The following is a 21,547-nucleotide window of genomic DNA, read 5'->3' on the forward strand; positions in this document are numbered from 1 at the left end:
AGTAAAGACTTCATGCGGCTAAATTTACTGTTTCACTTTTCTACGAGGGAATCCAAACAAAATGGCAGTAATTCCACAAATTCCAAGCAATATTGGATAAAAGGAATAAGGCATAATACTTAAGGGTGATATCGAAGCAAGTCCTGCCACTGCCAGCATTTGGCCACCATATGGTACGATTCCTTGCCAACAAGCGGCGAAAATATCAAGAATACTTGCCGATTTTCTTGGGTCAACATTATACTTGCTTGCAATATCTTTTGCTAACGGCCCCGTCATTATAATGGAAATCGTGTTATTGGCAGTACTAATATCTGCTACACTAACAAGCCCAGCGATACCAAATTCAGCCCCTTTTTTCGATTTGATCTTGTTAGAAACTACATGAAGTAAATAATCTATCCCTCCATTGTATTGAATAATTCCGATTATTCCTCCGATAAACAATGCTACAATTGCAATATCCTCCATATTCAATACGCCTTGTGATGCAGCCTAGAGCAGAGTTGAACCAGTGTAGGAACCATCTATGATACCAATCGCACCAGCAAGGATAATCCCACCGATTAACACAATTACCACATTCACTCCTAAGATGGCTACGATTAATACAGCAAGATAAGGTATAACTTTCGCAAGATTATAAGAATAGTCCTCCAATTGATTGATATGACTTCCTGAAGTAATGAACCATAATATAAGTGCAGTAATCAATGCGCCGGGAAGAACGATAAAAAAGTTTGTTTTAAACTTATCGCTCATCGAAGTGTTTTGGGTTCGTGCGGAAGCGATCGTAGTATCCGAAATCATCGATAGATTATCACCAAACATAGCCCCACCAATCACAGTAGCCATTGCTAATGCCATAGGAATATCCGTTTGATCAGCAATACCAATTCCAATAGGAGCAAGTGCGACGACAGTTCCCATCGATGTCCCCATTGTAATGGAGATAAAACAACCAATTAAAAATAATCCTACCATTAAAAGGTTTGCAGGTAGGAGGGAAAGCCCAAGGTTCACGGTCGCATCAACTGCGCCCATACCTTTTGCTACTTCCGAAAAGGCACCTGCAAGCACAAAAATGATGCACATTAGCATAATATTTTCATGCCCAGCCCCCTTTGTGAAGATTTCAATTTTTTTAGCTAGTTTTACTTTGCGATTCATGAAAATGGCAACAGCTGCCGCAATAATGACCGCCACATTCAGTGGCATATTAGAAAAATCCTTTGTCAACACTCCTGTGCCGATAAATAACAATATAAATATGAGTAAGGGGAATAATGCCGAGGCCTTCCCTTTAGTCTGTTGAGTCATGTTGTATTCCTCCTGTTTATATAGGTTAATGCATGGTCATGCCACCAGTTATGTTAATTGCTTGTCCTGTCATGTAATTCGAATATTTTGAGGCTAAAAAGACCACCACATATGCGACATCTTCAGGAGTTCCTGTTCTTCCAAGTGGCACCTGTGAAAAGTCCTCTTCTCTAATTGCTTCTTCATTCAAACCCCTCAAATTACCACCAATCACTCGTTCTTTACGTTTCATGTCCGTTTCAATAATACCAGGACAGACGGCATTCACATTAATTTGGTCTTGCGCAAGCTCGAGAGCCATCACTTTAGTAAGCCCAATGACTGCATGCTTAGAGGCAACATAGCTCCCCATTAGGCGATAGCCGTTTTTTCCAGCCTGTGAAGCAATATTGATAATTTTACCTCCAAAGCCTTGATCCTTCAGTTTATTCGCAACGACTTGGCTACATAATTGCACACCTTTAGCATTTATATCCATTGTTTTATCCCAATCTTCTTCTTTTATCTCCGTAAAGTAATCCATTGTCGAAATGCCAGCATTGTTCACTAGGATATCTATTTTTCCAAAATGATGAATAACCTGTTTTATCATATTATGGACATCATTTTTGTTAGAGACATCTGCCTGGAAATAGAATAAATTTTCATCATCTGTCTGCTTGGTTTCTTGAATATCAATAGCGGCAACCTTTGCGTTAGATGATAAAAGAGCCTGAACAATAGACTTTCCAATACCGTTTGCTCCACCTGTAACGATGGCGACCTTTCCAGATAAATCAACTTTGAGCATAGAATAACCTCTTTTCTATAATAAAAAACCCTCTTCAAAAGCAAGAAGAGGGTGAAGTAAGATGAATGTCTCTTCTTATCTGTTAGCTATTTGCTACTGGAATTGGCACATTACTCTTAAGAGTTGTTGCCGAGGATTCATAGGGCCAGTCCCTCCCCCTCTCTAGATAAGAACATATAGGAAAGTTAATGCTCTTTAGTTTACAACTAGAAACAAGTTATAGTCAAGTGTTTCACTAGGAATTACACCTGTAAAATTTGCCATTCTTTCGTTAATCATTCTCTCTGCTACTAAACGATGGGAAAAATATTGAATGAATGACAATTTAATGGTAGGTTATAAGAGTGATATAATATATTATTTTAAGAGGTGATGGAATGGAGAAGCATAACACCGAAGATTTACAACAAACGGAAGTAGCAGAGGAACAGGAAACAGAAAAGGAACGATTTGTTTCAAATGAGGAGAAAAAAGAGAACAATTCCTCCATAAATTTTGATTTTGGAGAAAGTGTAAAAGAGACAAAGGGTATTCTGAAGGATGCGATTTTAAGACCACATGCTATCGTGAGCTCTACTCGAACAATCCGTATGGAAACGAGTGCACTAATTTTATTATCATTATCATTATTGATAGGTATTTGTTATTTTCTTTTCTATAAATTTGGATTTGAGGGAATGCTCAGCTTATTTGCAGATGTGGGCGTAATGTTTATCATAACGAGCATCTTATCTTGGATGATTACCTTTGCAATCGGCTATTTTTCTCTTTACTTACTTTTAATGTATTTCGGAGATCGTAAAATGGATCATAAAGAATTGTTAACGAAATATGCGATTGTGAATATTCCTTTTACATTAGTTTTTTGTTTAGTGATTTTATTTTTCGGATTTTTAATGGTAGATTTGTTTGTCGTTACATATGTTTTTGCCTTAATGCTCTATGGGGTAATTCATATTTATCTTTACCTTGTACATATGAGAAAACCGAAATTTGATTTGTACTGGACAATTGCGGGCTACCTATTAGTCTTAATTGTTGCTACACATTTATTGAATGGAATTGATTTTTCAGCATTTTAAAAAGCAGGAGTACACCTCTTGCTTTTTTATTGTTTAGCTAACTCTGTCACTATTAGCAAGATACAAGAAATTTCTCCTCGGAATATATGTTAAGCTAAAGATAAAGTTTTGTTTGAAAGGTGGAGGATAATGGGCAAAGTTGTTTTAGATATCTCGATGTCTCTGGATGGTTATATTAGTGGTCAAAATGATAGTCAGATCCAGCCATTAGGTGATGGTGGAGAGTTTATTCAAAATTGGTTATTTGATGGTAATGAATCAAGCAGTTATAACGATTTCTTCAAGCTTTCTAGTACAAATAAAAAAGTTTTTGACAATACGGTAGCTAATACAGGCGCGATGATAGTTGGGAGGAGAACCTTCGATATTGTAAAAGGATGGGGTGGAAGTCATCCAATTCAAGGTATTCCTATCTTTGTTGTAACACATCAAAAACCAGATAGTTATATAGAAGAGAATACAACGTTCACCTTCGTTACAGATGGGATAAAAAGTGCAGTTGAGCAAGCGAAGAAAGCAGCGCAGGATAAAAATATTAGTATCGGGACCGCACATATTGCACAGCAATGTATTCAAGAAGGTCTATTGGATGAAATGCTACTACATGTATCGCCAGTTCTGCTTGGTGGAGGAATTCGCTTATTTGAGCAAAATAGCAAAGTAAAGCTTAAAAATATAGAAACGATTGCTGCTGATAATGTGACTCATCTAAAATACAGTCTCTTGTATTAATTTACAAGAGACTTTTTCTAATCTTTTTATAATGATGAAACCAAGGCTGTCTTTCTTCGATTTGGGCAGCTAGCTGAAGTAACAGGTCATCTTCACCGAGTCTAGCAAAGAAGTGGGTCCCAACCGGTAATCCATCTTCAGTCCAATAGGTTGGAACACTCATTGCAGGCTGTCCCGTAGCATTAGCAATTGGCATTAGTGGATTGTAATCTAGCATATTATTTAACATTTGTTGATAGGCCGTTTGCTTAGTCTCTTTGTTTTCTCCGATTTTTTTTGGTAACTGATTCAAGGTTGGAGTCATCCATACATCTATTTCTTCAAAGAATTCTAATATTTTTTGTGCTTCGCTTTGAATATAAACACGTGACTCCTCATATTCTAGGGCTGATAAATTTTTACCGAATTCCAAAATCTCATAAGTAAGCTTTTCTACATTATCACGATTCACCTCTTGGCCTATCATTAGTCCAGAATGTTTTATAATGGTAGAGCCACTTCCAAGCCAAATATTAATAAAGTGATGTGCGAGTGAATCTAAATCAAATGTTGGCATTTTGTCCACGACTTCATGTCCCAAATCCTTCATTAACTCTACTGTTTCTTCCATATTCTTTCTTGTATCATTGTCAAATGAAACATGAGAATTAGTCTGATAGCGAACAGCAATCTTTAGTTTATTTGTTTTTTTCGTTACGTTCTCTAAAAAATTCGTATATGTCTTGAAGCTTGGATATATTGTATGTTTTCCAACTCCATTTAAGATATCTAACAATGCAGCACTATCCCTAACAGACCTTGTAACTGCATGATTAATGGAGAAATGATTCACATAAGGGCTATATGGCAAACGCCCTCGGCTTGGCTTAAAACCGAACAATCCGCAAGCAGATGCTGGAATTCGAATCGATCCTCCACCATCGTTAGCATGAGCAAAGGGTATTAATCCAGCGGCTACGGCTGCTGCGGATCCCCCACTTGAGCCACCTGGAGAGCGTTCGAGATCCCAAGGGTTTCTCGTTGGACCGAAAAGCTCGGGCTCAGTGGTAGGAAGAAAGCCAAATTCAGGTGTATTGGTTTTTCCAAGGAAGATGAGGCCAGCTTGTTCAAATCGGTTAACAATTTCATCATTTTCAGGTGCGATGACATCCTGGAGCATAACAGAACCACTTGTATGCCTAGCCCCTTTAATGGCATTTAAATCTTTTATCAGAAATGGAAGTCCCGCAACTTTTCCATTAGTAGCTTGCATTTTCTTTGCTTGTTCTCGACCACTTTCAAACATTTCGAGAACCACTGCATTTAGTATCGGGTTATATTTTTCTATTTGATAAATATAAAAGTCGGTAAGTTCAACGGGAGTAAGTTCTTTATTATCAAGTAGCTGTTTTTGACCTAGTGCATCTAATCCAAGTAAATCATCAAATTGTTTCAATTGTAGACCTCCTTGTTTTTAGTAATTCATTTAGAATAGCATAACAGAAAAAATGAACCTACGATATAACCCTAGAAGTAATAATCATTATGTTAGCTATAGACTAAAATAGCCAAAAAAAGGTATCTGCAAAAATTGCGGTATATCCATGTCGTATTTTGCTGAATTCATCAACAATGATGGTCATTTTGTACTAAAAAATAAACACCACTCACTTCTGATGGTTAATTATTACATAAATAACATTTATCTGAAATAATGATTATTTACTGTAAGCGCATACATGATATGATGAAACTATCTTTAAAGAAAGGAGGGCTGAAGTTTAGAGACGGAATATATAGAACAAAAAAATGAAAAGGACGTGAGAAAATGAAGAGAAAAAATTTTGTTAAATTGCTTGTAACTAGTCTAATTTTCACTCTTCTTGTCGGTTTATCATTTCAATCTGTTTCTGCAAGTACACCGGATTTTAGTATGACGGGCTTTGCTACCTTCGATGGTGGAACCACTGGTGGAGAAGGTGGAGATACGATAACAGCCCAAACTGGAGATGACATTATCCAGGCACTAAAGAATAAGGATGATAATACCCCACTAACGATTTATGTTGATGGTACGATTACACCAAACAATACATCAGATAGTAAGATCAATATTAAAGATGTCTCTGATGTTTCCATTTTAGGTGTTGGTACAAATGGAGAGTTGGATGGAATAGGAATCAAAGTATGGCGAGCAGATAATGTGATCATTCGAAACCTCACGATCCATGAAGTTAGAGCTGGTGATAAGGATGCCATCAGTATTGAGGGTCCTTCTAATAATATATGGGTAGATCATAATGAACTGTATGGTGACTTAAATGTAGATAAAGATTATTATGATGGTTTATTTGATGTTAAAAGAGATGCCCATAATATTACATTTTCTTGGAATTATGTGCACGACAGCTGGAAAGCAATGTTAATGGGCTCTTCCGATAGCGATGATAGTGATCGAAATATTACCTTTCACCACAATCACTTTCAAGATCTAAATTCACGTGTTCCTGCTTTCCGTTATGGAGAAGGTCACTTATATAATAATTATTTCGAAGGGATTATTGATACAGGAATCAATGCTCGCATGGGCGCTGAGCTACTGGTAGAAAACAATGTCTTTGAGGATTCTAAGGATCCATTAGGTTATTGGTATAGTGACGAAACTGGCTACTGGAATGTCTCCAATAATCTATATATCAATAGCACTGGTAGTCAACCAACCACATCAACAACAAATTATACTGTTTCCTATAATTACAATCTAACCCCTGTAGAGGATGTGAAAGCAATGGTAACGCAGTATGCAGGTGTAGGGGTAGTTCAGCCTTAATGATAAGGGGCTGGGACATAACTAATCAGCAAGCGGTATAATCCGAACATTATTCTGCTTTAGCGTAGTCAAAATACGGAGACTCCTGTGGGAACAGCACGAGCTGAAGATCCACTTTGTAAAGCGGTTTTCTTTGCAAAGTTAGCTGAAGCCGTGCCCACGGAAAGCGGAGTATTTTGACGGAGCGGTATCCGTGCAGAACTATTAACGTTCGGATTTTCCTTTCTTTACTTACTCTTTCGTCCCAGCCTCTTGATAAAATAAAGAGAGCATATATGTTTTGACGTTGTGCACGGTTTAAGAGTTTATTGCTTTATCCCAGTATTAATTAGTTTTACATCCACATTAAAATTAATTGTGGTTTCTGGAAATTTTTGGTGCCATTCCTTTGCAGTTAATTTCCCGTCTTTTTTATGTGCCCGATATATGCTACCAAGTCCAAGTGGATCAGAGTTAGCATTTTGTAAAGTAGCTAAAAGCTTTTTGTACTGCCTTTTTACTTCTTCTTCTACTTCTTTTTCTAATAAATTGGCAAACTGTTCATTCTCGTCCTTAAAGGTTTCTGATGTTTCGTTTAAAATGACTTTAAGATTTACATCTGTTTGGTAAGACAATTCCTTAATGTCGGTTAACCTTGTCTTACTTTCTCCATCTATTATTAAGAAACTAAGATGGAGCTGATCCCGATTTGCTTGAGGGGCACTTAAATATTTTAAAAAAGGTTCACGAGAGATGGAGAGATGTATCTGCCTATCGTGTACTTTATTTTGAAATAAATTCACTAAAAAGGCATCCTCCATTGATATTTTCCCCACGTATTCGTCATTTTGAAATAGTGCCATACCAGTTATTGCAATTTTATTATCCGTTAAGGAGATTAAAGGCATGATGGGATCCTTGCCAGGGTCTTCATATGTATGGGTAAGTTTATGAAGGGAAACATTCGGTATACTATCCCCCTTAATTTCCTTTTCAATTAATTTTTCCATATATTGACCCATATCAATATCAGCATTTTCTTGTCCTAGTAAAAGTATGTCCTTTGCGGTCGTTTCACTCACCGCTAAATACATCATATCGGAAAGACGCGCATCTCGAATTAAGACATTCAAATAGTTTTTAAACCCTTTCTCTGCCGTTTCTTTTCCATATAGAACTAAACGAATTTGGCCAGGTAAAAAAGTAAAGGATGATTTTTTTTCTGCGTTTTGATTCGCTTCTTTAATGGTTTTTCCTTTACCATAATTTATCGTTGTTACGTTTTCTGCTTGTTCATCAAAAATATAAGAGAGAATAACGGTTTCTATAAGATTTTCTGATTCTTCGCTAATATCGATACCATATGTATTGATAATGGCATGTTGCTCTATAATTTTGGTCTGCATGCAGGCAGCTAAAAAGACGAATGAAATTAATACAAATACAAACTTAATGCGATAAATCTCGACCACCACTCTTTCGTTTCCATCTTTTTTTTATAAGTACCATTGGAAGAAGTAAGAGAGGATAAACATAAACAATCCAAAAACCAAATTCTGCTACACTATCAATGATTTTTCGGATAAGAAAATAATCATCGATAAAGGTACTAGCAATCAATATGACGATTGCTAAAATATATAAGGTTGTTTTTTGTTTAACCTGATACAGTCTTTTTATTCCATAGGTTATCGCCCACATCAATAAGATCATATTTGGTACGACAACCATCATCCATTCAGCTATGACGATGTAATCAAATCGTTCAATAAAGGTAAGATTTTGTATTTTGAACATGTCTAGAACTGTCCATTCTAGTTTTAACAATTGGTCACGGCTAAAATACCCAATGGATATAACAGTCAATATCAAGACGATCATTGATGACCATATAATTGCTAGATAAGTTGGGAAACGGACCTTCTGTTTGTTTTGAATAAATGGATAAACAAAGAACAGGATTTCAAATCCCATAAAGGTATAAGAGGTTGCCTTTGCCCCTTTCCATAATTCCGTAAATGATGCTTGAAACATTGGTTGAAAGTGGTTAAAATGCATGAACCTTATCGGCTCTACAAGCAATCCAAGTAGCCAAATCGAGAGAAAAAAGAAGAGAAAAAAAACGCCAACAATCGCTTGAAGTCCTCCTCGAACACTGTAAACAACTAAACTTAATAATAGTAAAGCGACCACGAAATTGTTTAAGTTTGGAGCGATAAAAATCTTTAATACTTCGATATAGGTTATTATCACTGATAAAAACGCTAGGATAAAATGGATAATGTAAATAGTCCCGAGCAATTTTCCTAACCATTTCCCGAATAGATCGGTTTGAATTCCTAAAATATCGGCATTTTCATACTGCTTAAGGATAAATAGCATGGCAGATATGACCATTACAATAAAACCAGAAGCAAGTATAACCGAAATCCAAGCATCTTGTTGTGACTCTTTAAAAATAAACCTAGGAACCCCCATTATTCCTACACCTATTTGAATAAAGCTTATAAGGAAAAATAAATAAAATGCTTGAATGCGTAAATGCGATTTTACTTTCACATTAATGTCCATAATTCACCTACTCATCTATGTCTTTCTTTCTCTTCGCTTTGTTTTTCTTGTATCGTTTTATATCTTTTGGCTGGTAGGAATAAAATCTTTTACTCTGATAGGCAATAGGTAACCGGAACAATGCTTTATTGAGATCTTCCCATCTAAAGGGATAAATAGGTGTTAAATATGGTCTTCCTAAAGATTTTATTTTTAATAAATGGATGAGCAAAAAACAAGTCCCAAACATTATACCGATTAAGCCTAATAATCCGCCTAATATAATCATAGGAAAACGAATGATTCGTATGGCTGTACTCATCAAGTAATTAGGGATAGTGAAGGAAGCCAGTGCACTAATTGCGACAAGAATGATTAAGAAATTACTTGTTATCCCTGCCTGAACAGCTGCAGTTCCGATGACAATACCTCCAACAATACCGATGGTCTGCCCAATCTTTGTTGGCAACCTTGCTCCAGCTTCTCGCAGTAATTCGATGAAAAACTCTAGAATTAACACCTCAATAATCGGTGGAAACGGTACGATTGCTCTAGAATTCCCGATAGTTAATAGCTCCTTTATTGGAATAATCTCATAATGAAATGTAGTGGCAGCTACATATATAGGTGTCAGAAAGATGGATAAAAAAATCGCAATAAAACGAACAGATCTTAAAAAGGTACCTGCATGCCAACGCATGTAAAGATCCTCTGTAGATTCAAAAAAACTAAAAAAAGACGAAGGCGCAATAGTTGCTGTCGGACTATTCTCCACTAATAAGCCAATCCTACCTTTATCTATAGCATAGACAAATCGATCGGGTAGCTCTGTTAAATAAAATTGTGGGAAAATAGTTAGCGAAGAGTCCTCAATATATTGCATTAATACAGAGCTGTCTTCAATTTGGTCCACTTCTAGTTCCTTTAATCGCTGACGCATCGTATTAATATCTGTTTCATTGGCGAGAGACTTGACGTAAACTAAACGTGCTTCACGAGGGAAACGCTCACCTATCATTATTTTTTCTAAGACAAGGTCTGTGGAGCGAATACTCCAACGAACAATATTCAAATTAGTAATCATCGACTCAGTAAAAGCAACTTTTGGTCCTAAAACGAGGGATTCTGTTTCTGCTTGTGTTAAATCTCGTTTTTCTTTTTTATCTAATAAATAAGATAACGCCGCGTCTTCATTTTCTACATAGATATATACTTCTCCAATTAGTATTTTATCTAGTATTTCTTCGAGTTTTTCAATCTTGCTCCCACTTCTTAAAGGTATTTCATTTAGAATCGATTGATTTGTCCATTTTGATTTACCATCTAATAAAGGCTTTAACATAAATTGCTCGACCATCTCTGGTTCCACTAAATAGGAGATGTAAAAGACAGCAATCCTCGCTTCAGACTTCTCAAAAATGGTAAAGGATAAATCTGGGTTATTCTCAAATTTACTCTCCATCAATGTTTTTAATTTATCGACACTTATTGGGAAAAGCTTACTAGATTTATTTTTACCCTTCCGCATATAGATCACCCAAAATTATTAGAGTTTTTATTAAAACATTCTCTCCATGAACTGCAAGAAATATAACAAATCGACTTATTTTGATAGTTAATTAATAAAGGGTAGTGGTTAAGCTCGCTTAGTTCCAAAACTCGAAGTCAATGAAGGAGCTCGGTATTTACTAGGAGAGGGAATGAAATAGGAAAAGATCTGGAAGGAAATACTTATTTAAAGCTAAGGTAGAAACAATACCGTTTTCGGTAGTTTCTACCCTTATCAATTTCTAAAACATTTTTTTCCACATCATAATATTTACTATGATTAAAATTGCTAGATAAATGTATTGCCCAGCCACTATATTTAGGAAGATAAAATGAACAAGGACAAATACCCCTCCTAATAATAGTAGGAGAATTGCTTTTCCTGCTTGGTTTTGTTGAGCAAATTTAAAGGATTCTGAAAAAGGTAATCGTTCATTATAGCAAGTGATTCGATAACTAATAATGGCATATATAAATCCTGCACCAAGTAAGCAAAGTAAGAATAGGCTAATATCTATGCCAAATAAAATAAGGAATATCACGCTCAGTAATAGATAAAGCGGAATAAAAAGATTTGATAAAAATGCCTTTAAAGCAGCTTTGTGAATATATTGTATTCGTCTAATTGGAGCAGCCTTGTATATCCATGCGCCTTTATACTTCTCAGAAAAGCCTAGCATAAGCACTCCTGAAGGAAATAAGATGAAAGATAGATACATGTTAATAAACGCATTACTTTGCTGAAAAGATCCATTTCCATCGATAGAAGAAATATTGAATATAAAAATAAATGGAAATACCAAAGCCATCCCTAGAATCGGATATACTTTTAGCTTAAACTCCCTTTCATTTTTCATCATTCTGCTAGAAAACAAGAAGAAAGTCCTTTCCTCCTTGCTTCGACAAAGGATCTTTGCCCATAGCTTCGTCCAACTCTCTCTTGGTTTATGATTCGCAGTAGGTTCTGAGAGCAGTTTTTCTAGATTTTTCTCGAAGGAAGGGAGCAGCTTGATATAAATAAGAAAGGAAACAACAGGTATGATTATCCCGAGTATCATTAGTATAAGGTTGCCTTGATCGAATTGTTGTTTCATGACTAGATCAAACAGTGCCCCATACCACATTGGTGGAATCAGCACTTGCCACCATTGGAAATTAAGTGAAAAACCCATATCTACAAAATCAAAGGAACGTGCAATTAATTGATAGCCAACGACCATTGCAATACTGAGCGTAATCTGAACATAATTAATCATATCTTTTAATTTCTCTCCATCAAAAAAACGGAGTACAAGTAGATATATGGTAGCAGTAATGATCAAGATCAACAAATTTACTAAAATAAGGATAGATAAGCTTAATAGAAAAAAAACAAATCCATGTATAATTAATCCTACAATGAGTGGTAGTCCAGTAAACGCTCCGGTTAGGAAGAATAGATAAAAGGTAATATGAATAAATTTAGCTGCACTGATTGTACGAGTATGAATCGGCTTTGTTCCAAGTATATTGCGATCCCTAACATCTAACAGTACAGTCGAAAAGTCAGAAATCATAGAAGTCGTAATGATAAACATGACAATGCCAAAAAATAAACTCATTTGAAATAGATACTGTTCTCCTATTAAAAAAGGGATTAGGATAATACCCATTAAAGCATAAATTCCCAATGACTTTATGAACTGATTCCCGCGACTTTGTGATCTATTATCATTGAAAATGGTTGGAACCCTTCGACTATCCATCGTGAATTTAATCATTAGAATATGGCGCATCGTTTTATAATCTATTTGAAATTTGGTGAATAATGACTCGAATTTATCTAATATTTTTAATGTCGTGTAATCTGTCATCCTCTATCACCATCTTCTATAACTGATACAAAGGAACTTGCCAGCTCTGTATGCTCTGAAAAGCCAGTTAATTCGTTAAAAATTTGCTCAAGTGATCCTTCTTTATTTTGTTTTTTTAGATCTTCAAATGATCCGTCCGCAACAATTTCTCCATTATTTAATAAAATAATTCGATTACTTATTTTTTCGACAACCTCCATAATATGAGAGGAATAAAATATCGTCTTTCCTTGTTGTGCTAATTGGTCTAGAATTTCTTTCACAATCATCACACTATTAGCATCTAGCCCACTTAAAGGTTCATCTAAAAATAGTAAGTCTGGATTATGTAGGAGACTAGCAATAATTAAAATTTTTTGTTTCATTCCTTTTGAAAAACCTGCAATTCTTTTATTAATCGCATACTTTAAATCTAGCAGTTCCATTAATTGATATATTTTTTTCTCTATAATATTAGTTTCCATTCCGTATAATTCACCAATGAAATGCAAATATTCATAGGCCGTTAAATTATCGTAAATTTCTGCATTTTCAGGAACATAGCCAATTCTCCCTTTATAAGTAGGATCCTGCTTAGCTAATCTTTGACCGAAAATTTCAATTTCCCCTTCATATTCCTCTAATAATCCGAGCATGATTTTGACTGTCGTACTTTTGCCAGCTCCATTTGGACCAATATACCCAATAATTTGTCCCTGGTAGACATCTAAATTAATCGCATTTAAGATTGTTTTCTCTCCAAAGGTTTTCGTTAAGTTTTGGATCGATAAGACTTTTTTAGCATTCATTTGAACACTCCTCTTAAAAATTACAGCTAGAATCCTTATTTTACATGGTATCATAATTTTGGTATAAATTGGAGGTTGCTAAATATAGAAGGAACACTTGCCTATTTTCTAAAGTAACCCTTACCTTCTTATAGGCTGATGCATAGGATAATAAAGAAATATAAAGGAGAGGATGAAATAACGATGCCTTATTGGACAAATCAACAGCATTCTCACTATTGGGGGCATAATCCTAATCAATGGCAAGGCCATCAACAGATGTTTTCAGACCATGGCATGAATCCATTTGTCGTGAACATCGAGCAAGCTTCATTAGTAAATAATACATTTCGTACAGCATTATGGACTGGGAAGCATTTACAAGTTACGTTAATGTCCATAGGAGTTGGGGAGGATATCGGATTAGAAAGACATCCAAGTACTGATCAGTTTTTACGTATTGAATCAGGGCAAGGAATTGTATTGATGGGAGATCATCCAAATCAATTAACTTTTCGACAACAGGTAGCCAAGAATAGTGCTATTATGGTACCAGCAGGTAAATGGCATAATTTGATCAATACAGGAAATTCTCCAATCAAACTTTATTCAATATATGCACCACCTGAGCATCCTTTTGGTACGGTGCATCGTAGAAAAGCGGATGCCATGGCAGCAGAAGGATAATGGCCGAAGTGGAAGGGAAAAGCGTCTGTAAAAAGTTACAGCCGCTTTTTTTATACATTAGGAAAGCATTTTTGCAGGTAATAATACGACGAAACGGAAATTTTGAAGTCCAAAGTATAAGAAACTCTAACGTATCCGTTAAAGGGCGAGCGAATGCGAGATTTTCTAATATGGAAGTTCTTTTTATAGAAGAAGGAATGCACTGGACAAGTTATAATAAGTTTAGCAAATGCTGGGACCATCTTATGTTATGTTTCCTACCTGTTATTCCACTATTTCCGCAACTGATGTGACATTTTGCCAAATGAAAGAAAGAACGTTGCATAATAAGGAACTGTAAAAAATTCTATGAAAACTAAATGGGATGGAAATAAAGTTCCAGATAATAAGGTGAAGTTGTAGATTATAATTTAAAATGGTTGGGAATTCAAGAAGAAAAAAATTAGCACCAGAGAGTGGAGATAAACGAGGCCGTGTCAAATAAACCAGTGCTTTTACTACACTGGCTACTGTGACCTGCTCTGCTGTCGGCCGCCACCCTTGACTTTGTTTGCGGTCGTGGTAGTGATTCCGTTGGCGGATGGCAAAAATAAAGCCTATACGGCTCCCATCCGCCTGTCTAGCGTACCACGACCGATCCCTTCTAAGCTCCAATGGCCGGGGCCCCGTCCCCAACCATTGATCCCTAAGAAGGGGCACGACAGTCAAGGGCAAGCAGTTTCACGGTGGCTAAGTGATTAGCCGTACGGTTGTAGGTTAAGCAGATGTCTTTTCTGCCAAGAAGTCCTCCGCTAACGCCAGTAGTTGTACCCATTTACCAGGCATGAACTGGATATTAGCTAATTCAGGAAGCGTCACAGGTACCTTTTGCTCCAATGAGGCATGAGGACGTAAAAAGTTAAAATAAGCCACAAATAAGGTGACAAAAGATACGGATCCAGCTTCTGAACCAAACCCAGTCGTAGGACGATAGTTGCCTTTGAACGTACGGTTTAAGCGCTCAATGATTTGTTTTAACGGTCGATACTCTTTTGACACCGGATCTTCATTGGTTAAGCCAATCACACGAGTGATATCAAAGTGGATGTCATGTTGCGCAAAGTAATGCTGTGCCAAGATGTAAATAGGATTACCATCTACTACAAAGTTCAAGTTGTCAGGGAGTTTATCTTTCTCACCAAACTTTTGTAAGACATCATCTATCGCGCGAACAGCGACTTCTGTATCACGATGCGGCGATACAGGATAAGCTAGGATGAGCTTTTTCACCGCATCAAAGAAAAAGACAAGATAATGCCAGCGCCCTTTGACACGGATGTAGGTTTCATCGCCACAAAAGCTGTTTGATAGCTGATAAGGATAATGGTCGACAAAGGGTTTCATCCGAAGTGCCACACTGTTTATGTAGTTAAGAATCGTTTGGTGGGAGACCTTCACCCCATGGATATCGTACATCATGGCAGCTGTTTTGCGGGCACCGATCCCGTAATTGACATAATACGTTAAGATCAATCCTAAAACGTGTGGAGAAGCGTGAATACGAGACAAATCCACTTTCGGTTGCACGGGAGATGTAGCTGCCATCGGCTGGAAATCAAAACGAAAAGCACGAAAGAGATACCGCACCTTAAATGCTTGCGGATCTTCTTTAAAACGTTGCTTCTCTTCTTTGGTCATATGGCGTAAGTTACGTTGATAAAAAGAACAACCGTTGTTTTTACATTTGTAAATATCAAAATCTTTACGTTCTTTAATGCGTTCTAGCACGTAAGAACAATGGGGACATTTAAGGATAGCTTCTTTCGCAAAACGATTCTTTTGATTAAATAAACAATCACACACCTTACACAAATACTGTCCTTTGTCTCCATTATTGGCATAAAGGTAATCAGAAGGAGCTGTACATTTTGGGCAGGTGAGCGTCGCTGGAACTTTCACCACACTATTTTTCCGGCGGGCGACTGGCTTTAATACCTTGCCATATTGAAGGTGGTACGCCTTCAATAATTGTTGAAAATCTAGTTTTTCCAGCTTTTCGATGATGGGCATCTCATCGACTTGTAATTTTCGATAAGGTTGATTGAGAGGTTCATCATAAGCTGGTCGAGCAATAGATTTACCTAACACCATGCCTAGTAAAGCATAAATAATTCGTTCTTGATACTTGATATATTGAAGTAAATAGTATATAAATTGAGGTAACAACTTGTCACAACCTTTCTTAGGGATTTTGAGTGTGTGGTTACCTCATAAATACCCTATTTTGAAGGGGGTGGCAAGTTTTTTTGTGTAAAAAGTTATTAAATCAAGCTTAAAAGCTATTTGGGTAAGAAATATTTTGACAATACGCATAATAAAGAAGGAGGGAAAAGATGAAGATACGAATAGATATTGATGCCAAGCATGAAGAGTCATCGATTACCATTCATGCTAAGGAATGGACGAAGGAAGTCGAAGAGCTAGTTAACTTATTGCAAAACAAACAGCCTAAAAGAATTGTATCTGTTCAAGAAGATCGATCCATTCTATTAAACCCTGAAGAAATTGATTATGTGTTTGCTAGAAATCGCAAGGTGTTTGCCATGATAGGTGGGGAATGTATGGAACTAAAGATGAAATTGTATGAAGTAGAAAAACTCCTTCATGTCTCTGGATTTATTCGATTCTCCAAGTCTGTTGTAGGTAACATTAATCAGATCGATCGATTTGAATTATCCTTTAACGGCAATTTGTGTGTCTTTTTTAAATCTGGAAGTAAGGAATATGTCAGTAGAAAATATGTACAGGAATTAAAAGCACAAATTGTGGAAGGGGGAGAATCACGTGATCATTGAAGTATTAAGAAGAAGTTTAATAGGTATTGCGATAGGGGCATTAGTGACATTCGTAGCGTTAACGATTCTTGTTATTTTCTCCATTGAATCTACTGTAATCGAGATATGGAGGCACTTTCTTTCTAGTATGCTTATGGGTGTTTATTTTAGCTTAGCATCACTCATATTTGAATCTGAGCGTGGGAGTTTGTTGAAACAAACCATCATCCATTTTGTACTATCCTTAATAGTCATATCTATTGTATCTATATATGCTGGTTGGGTTCCTTTTACTCTTTGGTCGCTAATAATAGGATTAGGCATATTTCTATTGACGTATTTTATGATGTGGATTGGCATATATACCTATTACAAAAAACTTGAAAAATCAATGAATGAAAGTATTGAAAAAAGATGATGCACAGGAGGTAGGTACATGATTAATGTTCAGGGTATTAGTAAGAGATATGGTTCGATAAAAGCACTGAATGATTTAGACTTCTCTATTAATGAAAGGAGTTGCTTTGGCTTAGTCGGGCCTAATGGTGCGGGTAAATCTACTTTTATGAAAATACTGGTAGGTGTCATTGATCGTTTTGATGGCGATATCCAAGTTTTTAATCAATCTGTGAAAAAAGATCAGTTAGCGGTAAAAAGATGCATCGGTTACGTTCCGCAGGATATCTGTCTAGAAGAAACACTAACAGCTAATGATAATTTAACCTACTTTGGTAGACTTTATGGTTTATCGGGTGAACATTTACGTAATCGAATACGAGTTGTCTTAGAACAAATTGGTTTAAGCGAAAGAGCACATGACAAAATTTCCAAGTTTTCTGGAGGAATGAAGCGCCGTTTAAATATCGGCTGTGCGATTCTTCATGAGCCTTCCGTCATCGTATTAGACGAACCAACCGTCGGAATTGATCCACAATCACGACATTCCATTTTTTCATTGATTTCTGAACTAAAAAAACTCGGAAGTACGATTATTTATTCGAGCCATTACATGGAGGAGGTTGAGCAAATATGTGACAGTGTTGGCTTTATTGATAAAGGGAAATTGGTAGAACACGGAACGATGAAGCAGGTGCTTGATAAACACCGAAATGCTGCCATTTTTGTTGCAAAAGATGGCCTGGTGACAGAAGAATTGACAGCATATGGAGATGTTATGCAAACAGATGCCGGTTTTTTTATAAATTGTGCTGACCCTTTATCGACAATGGGAATAATGATTGAGCATTTTCGTGAAAATGGTATTACTCCAGATAGGCTAGCATTAAGCCAAACTAGATTAGAGGATATTTTCTTTCAATTAACGGGTCTCCGTTTAAGAGACAATGGTTAGGAGTTGATCGTATGTGGGCAATAACATTAACAGAATTAAAAAAGAATGCTCAAGATAAAGGGCTTTGGTTTTGGACTTTTATTCTACCAATTGTATTTATTGTCGGTTTTATCGCTATTTTTTCCGGTGGAGAAGAGATGGACACACAGGCATTAGTAACACAGATTGTCCCTGGATATACAGTAATGTTTTCCTTCTTTATCATGATTTCCATTGTCATTGCTTTTGTAAAAGAACGGGATGGAGGAATGGTTGCTCGAATTGCCAGTACTCCTTTACCCATTAATCGATATTTTATCGGAAAATGGATACCCTTTATGCTTATTGTGATCATTCAGATTATTGTACTATTTACCTTTGGGGTGTTGGTATACGATTTACCTTTAGGAGATCCGCTTTCCCTTATTGTCTTATCATTTGTCCTTGCTTTTCTTTCGACTAGCTGGGGTATGGCAATGGCAGTCCTAGTAAAAACAGAAAACATGGGAATCGCCTTAACGCAAATTATTGCATTAGGTGGTGCGATGCTAGGTGGATTATGGATGCCACTTGACATGATGCCAGCATTTATACAAGCAACTGCAAAATTTCTTCCTCAATTCTGGGCATTAGATGGCTATAAGAATATCCTATTAGAAGGTGGTACAATAATGGATATTTGGCTTTCTATTCTGATTTTGCTATCTTTTGGGCTCATTGGTGCAATCATTGCATTCGTTTCTTACCCACGCTTCTTACGACAGTCTAAAAGCTAACGCCCGAGTTTGTATCTTTATTTAAACCGCTTTTATAGGCGGTTTTTTTGTTTATTGTAGAAATGAAGATTACTCGCTAAAATAAAGTCCATTTTGAAAGGAAAAGCTGCACGAAATGACGTTTATAGCCGGAATAAAAGCCAAAATAAAAGGAAAGCCATTGTGAAATGACGTTTATAGCCAGGATAAAAGCCAAAATGAAAGGAGAGCAGTTGTGAAATGGCGTTTATAGCCAGGATAAAAGCCAAAATGAAAGGAGAGCCGTTGTGAAATGACGTTTATAGCCGGAATAAAAGCCAAAATGAAAGGAGAGCTGTTGTGTAATAACGTTTATAGTCAGGATAAAAGCCAAAATGAAAGGAGAGCAGTTGTGAAATGACGTTTATAGCCGGAATAAAAGCCAAAATGAAAGGAAAGCCGTTGTGAAATGACGTTTATAGCCGGAATAAAAGCCAAAATAAAAGGAAAGCCATTGTGAAATGACGTTTATAGCCAGAATAAAAACCATTTGAGAAGAAACATCCCTTACGTCCCCCATTCACATATTTTTGTTTACAAACATTCAGTATGTATGTTAAAGTGGAATAAAATAAGAAGAAGGTGGGATTATATTGAAACTAAATAGTTTTTATCCAGTTATCATGACAAATGAGGTTAATAGTACAAAGGATTTTTATACTAAGTATTTCGCTTTTCATGTCACATTTGATGCTGATTGGTATGTTAGTTTAAAGCATGAGACAAATGATTATGAGCTTGCCGTTTTAAATCAAGCTCACCAAACTGTTCCAAACCCATTTCGCCAAACAGCCCAAGGCTTAATTTTAAACTTCGAGGTGGAGGATGTTGATTCATTGTATGAAAAATTAATTGTACAAGAAAAGCTGCCTTTACAACTAGATCTTCGTGATGAAGCATTTGGACAACGTCATTTCATGACAAGAGATCCCAATGGTGTGTTGATAGACGTGATTAAAATTATTCCTCCAGATTCATCCTTTTTGGAACAATATAAAGAAGAAGTATGGGAGGAATAGAGGTGGGGGAATACGTATCATTAAAATATTATTTTGGAACGGAATTAGCGATTCGATTAGCAAAGTTGATCGAGCCTCACGATACCAACTTTGAAGCGACTGCTTTTATTAAGACGGTATCATCTTTAGTAGAGAATAAGGAGTTAAAACAACGTGTCGAAGTCATTACAGATGCACTTAGGGAATTTTTACCGGAAAATTATGAAGATAGCTTATCGATTTTATTACAGTGTCTTGGTCCAGAAAATGAAAAGGAAGAGGGGATGTTTAAGGAAGGTTATTTTCTGATGCCGGTTGCCTTTTTTGTTGAGAAATATGGGCTAGACCATTTTGACCTATCTATGAATGCATTACATGAAATCACTAAACGCCATACATCGGAATATGCCATTCGTCCATTTTTAGCAAAAAACACAGAAAAATCTATTGCCTATTTAAAATTATGGTCCGTTGATACCAATCCACATGTTAGAAGGTTAGTAAGTGAAGGAACGCGGCCACGACTTCCATGGGCAAAACGAATCGGTTGGATAAAAGGAGAAGTAGAGCAAAATCTTCAACTTTTAGAACCATTGATGAATGATTCTTCTCGATATGTAAGAAAATCTGTCGCCAACCATCTCAATGACTTAACAAAAGAATCTGCTGACGATGTGCTATTATGGATAGAGAACCATATGGAACAAAAAGCTTTTCATCCGCAAATCCTTACACATGGTTTGAGATCATTAAGGAAGTTAGGAAATGGGAAAGCTTTAGAAATAGAAGAAAGAATTAAGTAAGGTGTGAGCTGTTATGAGGAAAACCAAAGAAGATACAGAATTAACGATTCAAGAATTGCTGAAGATTGCGAGAAGCCTCTTCACTGAAAAGGGCTACGCGAACGTAGCATTAGAAGAGATAGTTAAAGAAGCAGGTTTGACACGTGGAGCATTATATCACCATTTTAAAAATAAACACGGGCTGTTTCTTGCCGTATTTGAAGCTGTTCAACGAGAAGTTGGAGAAAAGGTGGAAGAAGAAGCGGCAAAAAGCTCTGATATGTGGGAGCAGCTTTTGCTTGGCTGTCGAGCGTTTATCACCTCTTCCGTTAAATCCCAAAATCAAAGAATATTATTAATAGATGGGCCAGCCGTGCTAGGCTGGGATACCTTCCGCTTAATGGATGAAAAGTATTCCATGAAATCGCTAAAGGAACAATTGTTAAAAATGAAAGACCATCAATTGTTAATGCCTGTATCCATCGATGCCATGACACATTGTCTCTCTGGTGCAATGAATGAAGCCATATTATGGATTGCAGAAAATCAAGAAGGCGTGGAGAGTAGAACAGAAGAAGTAATGGAAAATTTATTTTTGATGATAAAAGGATTTGAAAAACTATAAAATAAATATTTTGGCCTCCATAGAGAGAAACAATTAATATTAAACTTCCCTAATCGTCCTTTTTATAGTATATTATTACTAGATAAAA

Annotated in this window: 19 protein-coding genes, 1 pseudogene and 1 riboswitch; of the genes and pseudogenes, 11 read left to right on the forward strand and 9 right to left on the reverse strand. The window is 36.4% G+C overall.

The window, feature by feature from the left end; all coding sequences use genetic code 11:
* Nucleotides 1-24: 24 nt before the first annotated feature.
* Nucleotides 25-1,320, reverse strand: a pseudogene (locus ACZ5N5_RS10055) (Na+/H+ antiporter NhaC family protein).
* Nucleotides 1,321-1,345: 25 nt separating this feature from the next.
* Complete coding sequence (locus tag ACZ5N5_RS10060) at nucleotides 1,346-2,110, reverse strand: SDR family NAD(P)-dependent oxidoreductase (protein WP_054788909.1); 765 nt, start codon at nucleotides 2,108-2,110, stop codon at nucleotides 1,346-1,348.
* A 72-nt stretch (nucleotides 2,111-2,182) separates the two neighbouring features.
* Nucleotides 2,183-2,283: riboswitch (SAM riboswitch) on the reverse strand.
* A 204-nt stretch (nucleotides 2,284-2,487) separates the two neighbouring features.
* Here ACZ5N5_RS10060 and ACZ5N5_RS10065 point away from each other — a divergent pair.
* Both ACZ5N5_RS10065 and ACZ5N5_RS10070 read left to right on the forward strand, forming a co-directional pair.
* Nucleotides 2,488-3,192, forward strand: coding sequence for a hypothetical protein (locus tag ACZ5N5_RS10065; RefSeq protein ID WP_054861512.1), 705 nt, complete (start codon nucleotides 2,488-2,490; stop codon nucleotides 3,190-3,192).
* 129 nt (nucleotides 3,193-3,321) lie between these two features.
* A complete protein-coding gene (locus ACZ5N5_RS10070) occupies nucleotides 3,322-3,924 on the forward strand; it encodes a dihydrofolate reductase family protein (RefSeq protein WP_109983890.1) in 603 nt (200 codons plus the stop codon).
* A 1-nt stretch (nucleotide 3,925) separates the two neighbouring features.
* Here ACZ5N5_RS10070 and ACZ5N5_RS10075 read toward each other — a convergent pair whose 3' ends face one another.
* Complete coding sequence (locus ACZ5N5_RS10075) at nucleotides 3,926-5,359, reverse strand: amidase (protein ID WP_464373728.1); 1,434 nt, start codon at nucleotides 5,357-5,359, stop codon at nucleotides 3,926-3,928.
* A 372-nt stretch (nucleotides 5,360-5,731) separates the two neighbouring features.
* On the opposite strand from ACZ5N5_RS10075, the gene ACZ5N5_RS10080 reads away from it, so the two are divergent.
* A complete protein-coding gene (locus ACZ5N5_RS10080) occupies nucleotides 5,732-6,733 on the forward strand; it encodes a pectate lyase family protein (RefSeq protein ID WP_277680223.1) in 1,002 nt (333 codons plus the stop codon).
* Nucleotides 6,734-7,038: 305 nt separating this feature from the next.
* Here the strand turns inward: ACZ5N5_RS10080 and ACZ5N5_RS10085 are convergent, their stop codons facing one another.
* The 5 genes from ACZ5N5_RS10085 to ACZ5N5_RS10105 all read right to left on the reverse strand — a co-directional run bounded on the left by ACZ5N5_RS10085 (nucleotide 7,039) and on the right by ACZ5N5_RS10105 (nucleotide 13,451).
* Nucleotides 7,039-8,187: a Ger(x)C family spore germination protein gene (locus tag ACZ5N5_RS10085; RefSeq protein WP_464373729.1), complete on the reverse strand. Its 1,149-nt coding sequence runs from the start codon at nucleotides 8,185-8,187 to the stop codon at nucleotides 7,039-7,041.
* On the reverse strand, nucleotides 8,162-9,283 hold the full coding sequence (locus ACZ5N5_RS10090) for a GerAB/ArcD/ProY family transporter (RefSeq protein WP_464373730.1): 1,122 nt from the start codon (nucleotides 9,281-9,283) through the stop codon (nucleotides 8,162-8,164). The genes ACZ5N5_RS10085 and ACZ5N5_RS10090 overlap by 26 nt, the downstream gene beginning before the upstream one ends.
* A gap of 7 nt (nucleotides 9,284-9,290) precedes the next feature.
* Nucleotides 9,291-10,790, reverse strand: coding sequence for a spore germination protein (locus tag ACZ5N5_RS10095; RefSeq protein ID WP_464373731.1), 1,500 nt, complete (start codon nucleotides 10,788-10,790; stop codon nucleotides 9,291-9,293).
* 262 nt (nucleotides 10,791-11,052) lie between these two features.
* Nucleotides 11,053-12,663: a hypothetical protein gene (locus ACZ5N5_RS10100; RefSeq protein WP_277679922.1), complete on the reverse strand. Its 1,611-nt coding sequence runs from the start codon at nucleotides 12,661-12,663 to the stop codon at nucleotides 11,053-11,055.
* The gene (locus ACZ5N5_RS10105; RefSeq protein ID WP_464372422.1) at nucleotides 12,660-13,451 is read right to left on the reverse strand and encodes an ABC transporter ATP-binding protein; all 792 of its coding nucleotides are present in this window, start codon (nucleotides 13,449-13,451) and stop codon (nucleotides 12,660-12,662) included. Before ACZ5N5_RS10105 ends, ACZ5N5_RS10100 begins: the two co-directional genes overlap by 4 nt.
* 183 nt (nucleotides 13,452-13,634) lie before the next feature.
* Here ACZ5N5_RS10105 and ACZ5N5_RS10110 point away from each other — a divergent pair, with 183 nt between their 5' ends.
* The gene (locus ACZ5N5_RS10110) at nucleotides 13,635-14,117 is read left to right on the forward strand and encodes a cupin domain-containing protein (RefSeq protein WP_109985651.1); all 483 of its coding nucleotides are present in this window, start codon (nucleotides 13,635-13,637) and stop codon (nucleotides 14,115-14,117) included.
* A gap of 756 nt (nucleotides 14,118-14,873) precedes the next feature.
* On the opposite strand, the gene ACZ5N5_RS10115 is transcribed toward ACZ5N5_RS10110, so the two are convergent.
* Nucleotides 14,874-16,322: an IS6 family transposase gene (locus ACZ5N5_RS10115; protein WP_464372423.1), complete on the reverse strand. Its 1,449-nt coding sequence runs from the start codon at nucleotides 16,320-16,322 to the stop codon at nucleotides 14,874-14,876.
* A gap of 167 nt (nucleotides 16,323-16,489) precedes the next feature.
* On the opposite strand from ACZ5N5_RS10115, the gene ACZ5N5_RS10120 reads away from it, so the two are divergent.
* From ACZ5N5_RS10120 to ACZ5N5_RS10150, 7 genes are all read left to right on the forward strand, one after another.
* On the forward strand, nucleotides 16,490-16,951 hold the full coding sequence (locus ACZ5N5_RS10120; RefSeq protein WP_464372424.1) for a LytTR family DNA-binding domain-containing protein: 462 nt from the start codon (nucleotides 16,490-16,492) through the stop codon (nucleotides 16,949-16,951).
* Nucleotides 16,941-17,348 carry a DUF3021 domain-containing protein gene (locus ACZ5N5_RS10125; protein ID WP_464372425.1) on the forward strand — a complete coding sequence of 136 codons (408 nt, stop codon included), beginning with the start codon at nucleotides 16,941-16,943 and terminating at the stop codon, nucleotides 17,346-17,348. Before ACZ5N5_RS10120 ends, ACZ5N5_RS10125 begins: the two co-directional genes overlap by 11 nt.
* An 18-nt stretch (nucleotides 17,349-17,366) precedes the next feature.
* Nucleotides 17,367-18,281, forward strand: a complete 915-nt coding sequence (locus tag ACZ5N5_RS10130; RefSeq protein ID WP_464372426.1) for an ABC transporter ATP-binding protein — start codon at nucleotides 17,367-17,369, stop codon at nucleotides 18,279-18,281.
* Nucleotides 18,282-18,292: 11 nt separating this feature from the next.
* The gene (locus ACZ5N5_RS10135) at nucleotides 18,293-19,036 is read left to right on the forward strand and encodes an ABC transporter permease (protein ID WP_277679924.1); all 744 of its coding nucleotides are present in this window, start codon (nucleotides 18,293-18,295) and stop codon (nucleotides 19,034-19,036) included.
* A gap of 611 nt (nucleotides 19,037-19,647) precedes the next feature.
* Nucleotides 19,648-20,073 (forward strand): VOC family protein, encoded by a 426-nt coding sequence (locus ACZ5N5_RS10140; RefSeq protein ID WP_054789035.1) that lies wholly within the window; start codon nucleotides 19,648-19,650, stop codon nucleotides 20,071-20,073.
* A 2-nt stretch (nucleotides 20,074-20,075) separates the two neighbouring features.
* Nucleotides 20,076-20,855 carry a DNA alkylation repair protein gene (locus tag ACZ5N5_RS10145; RefSeq protein ID WP_109985647.1) on the forward strand — a complete coding sequence of 260 codons (780 nt, stop codon included), beginning with the start codon at nucleotides 20,076-20,078 and terminating at the stop codon, nucleotides 20,853-20,855.
* Nucleotides 20,856-20,868: 13 nt separating this feature from the next.
* On the forward strand, nucleotides 20,869-21,459 hold the full coding sequence (locus ACZ5N5_RS10150; protein ID WP_054789036.1) for a TetR/AcrR family transcriptional regulator: 591 nt from the start codon (nucleotides 20,869-20,871) through the stop codon (nucleotides 21,457-21,459).
* The last annotated feature ends 88 nt before the right edge of the window (nucleotides 21,460-21,547 follow it).

It is taken from the genome of Gracilibacillus sp. JCM 18966 (assembly GCF_055392695.1).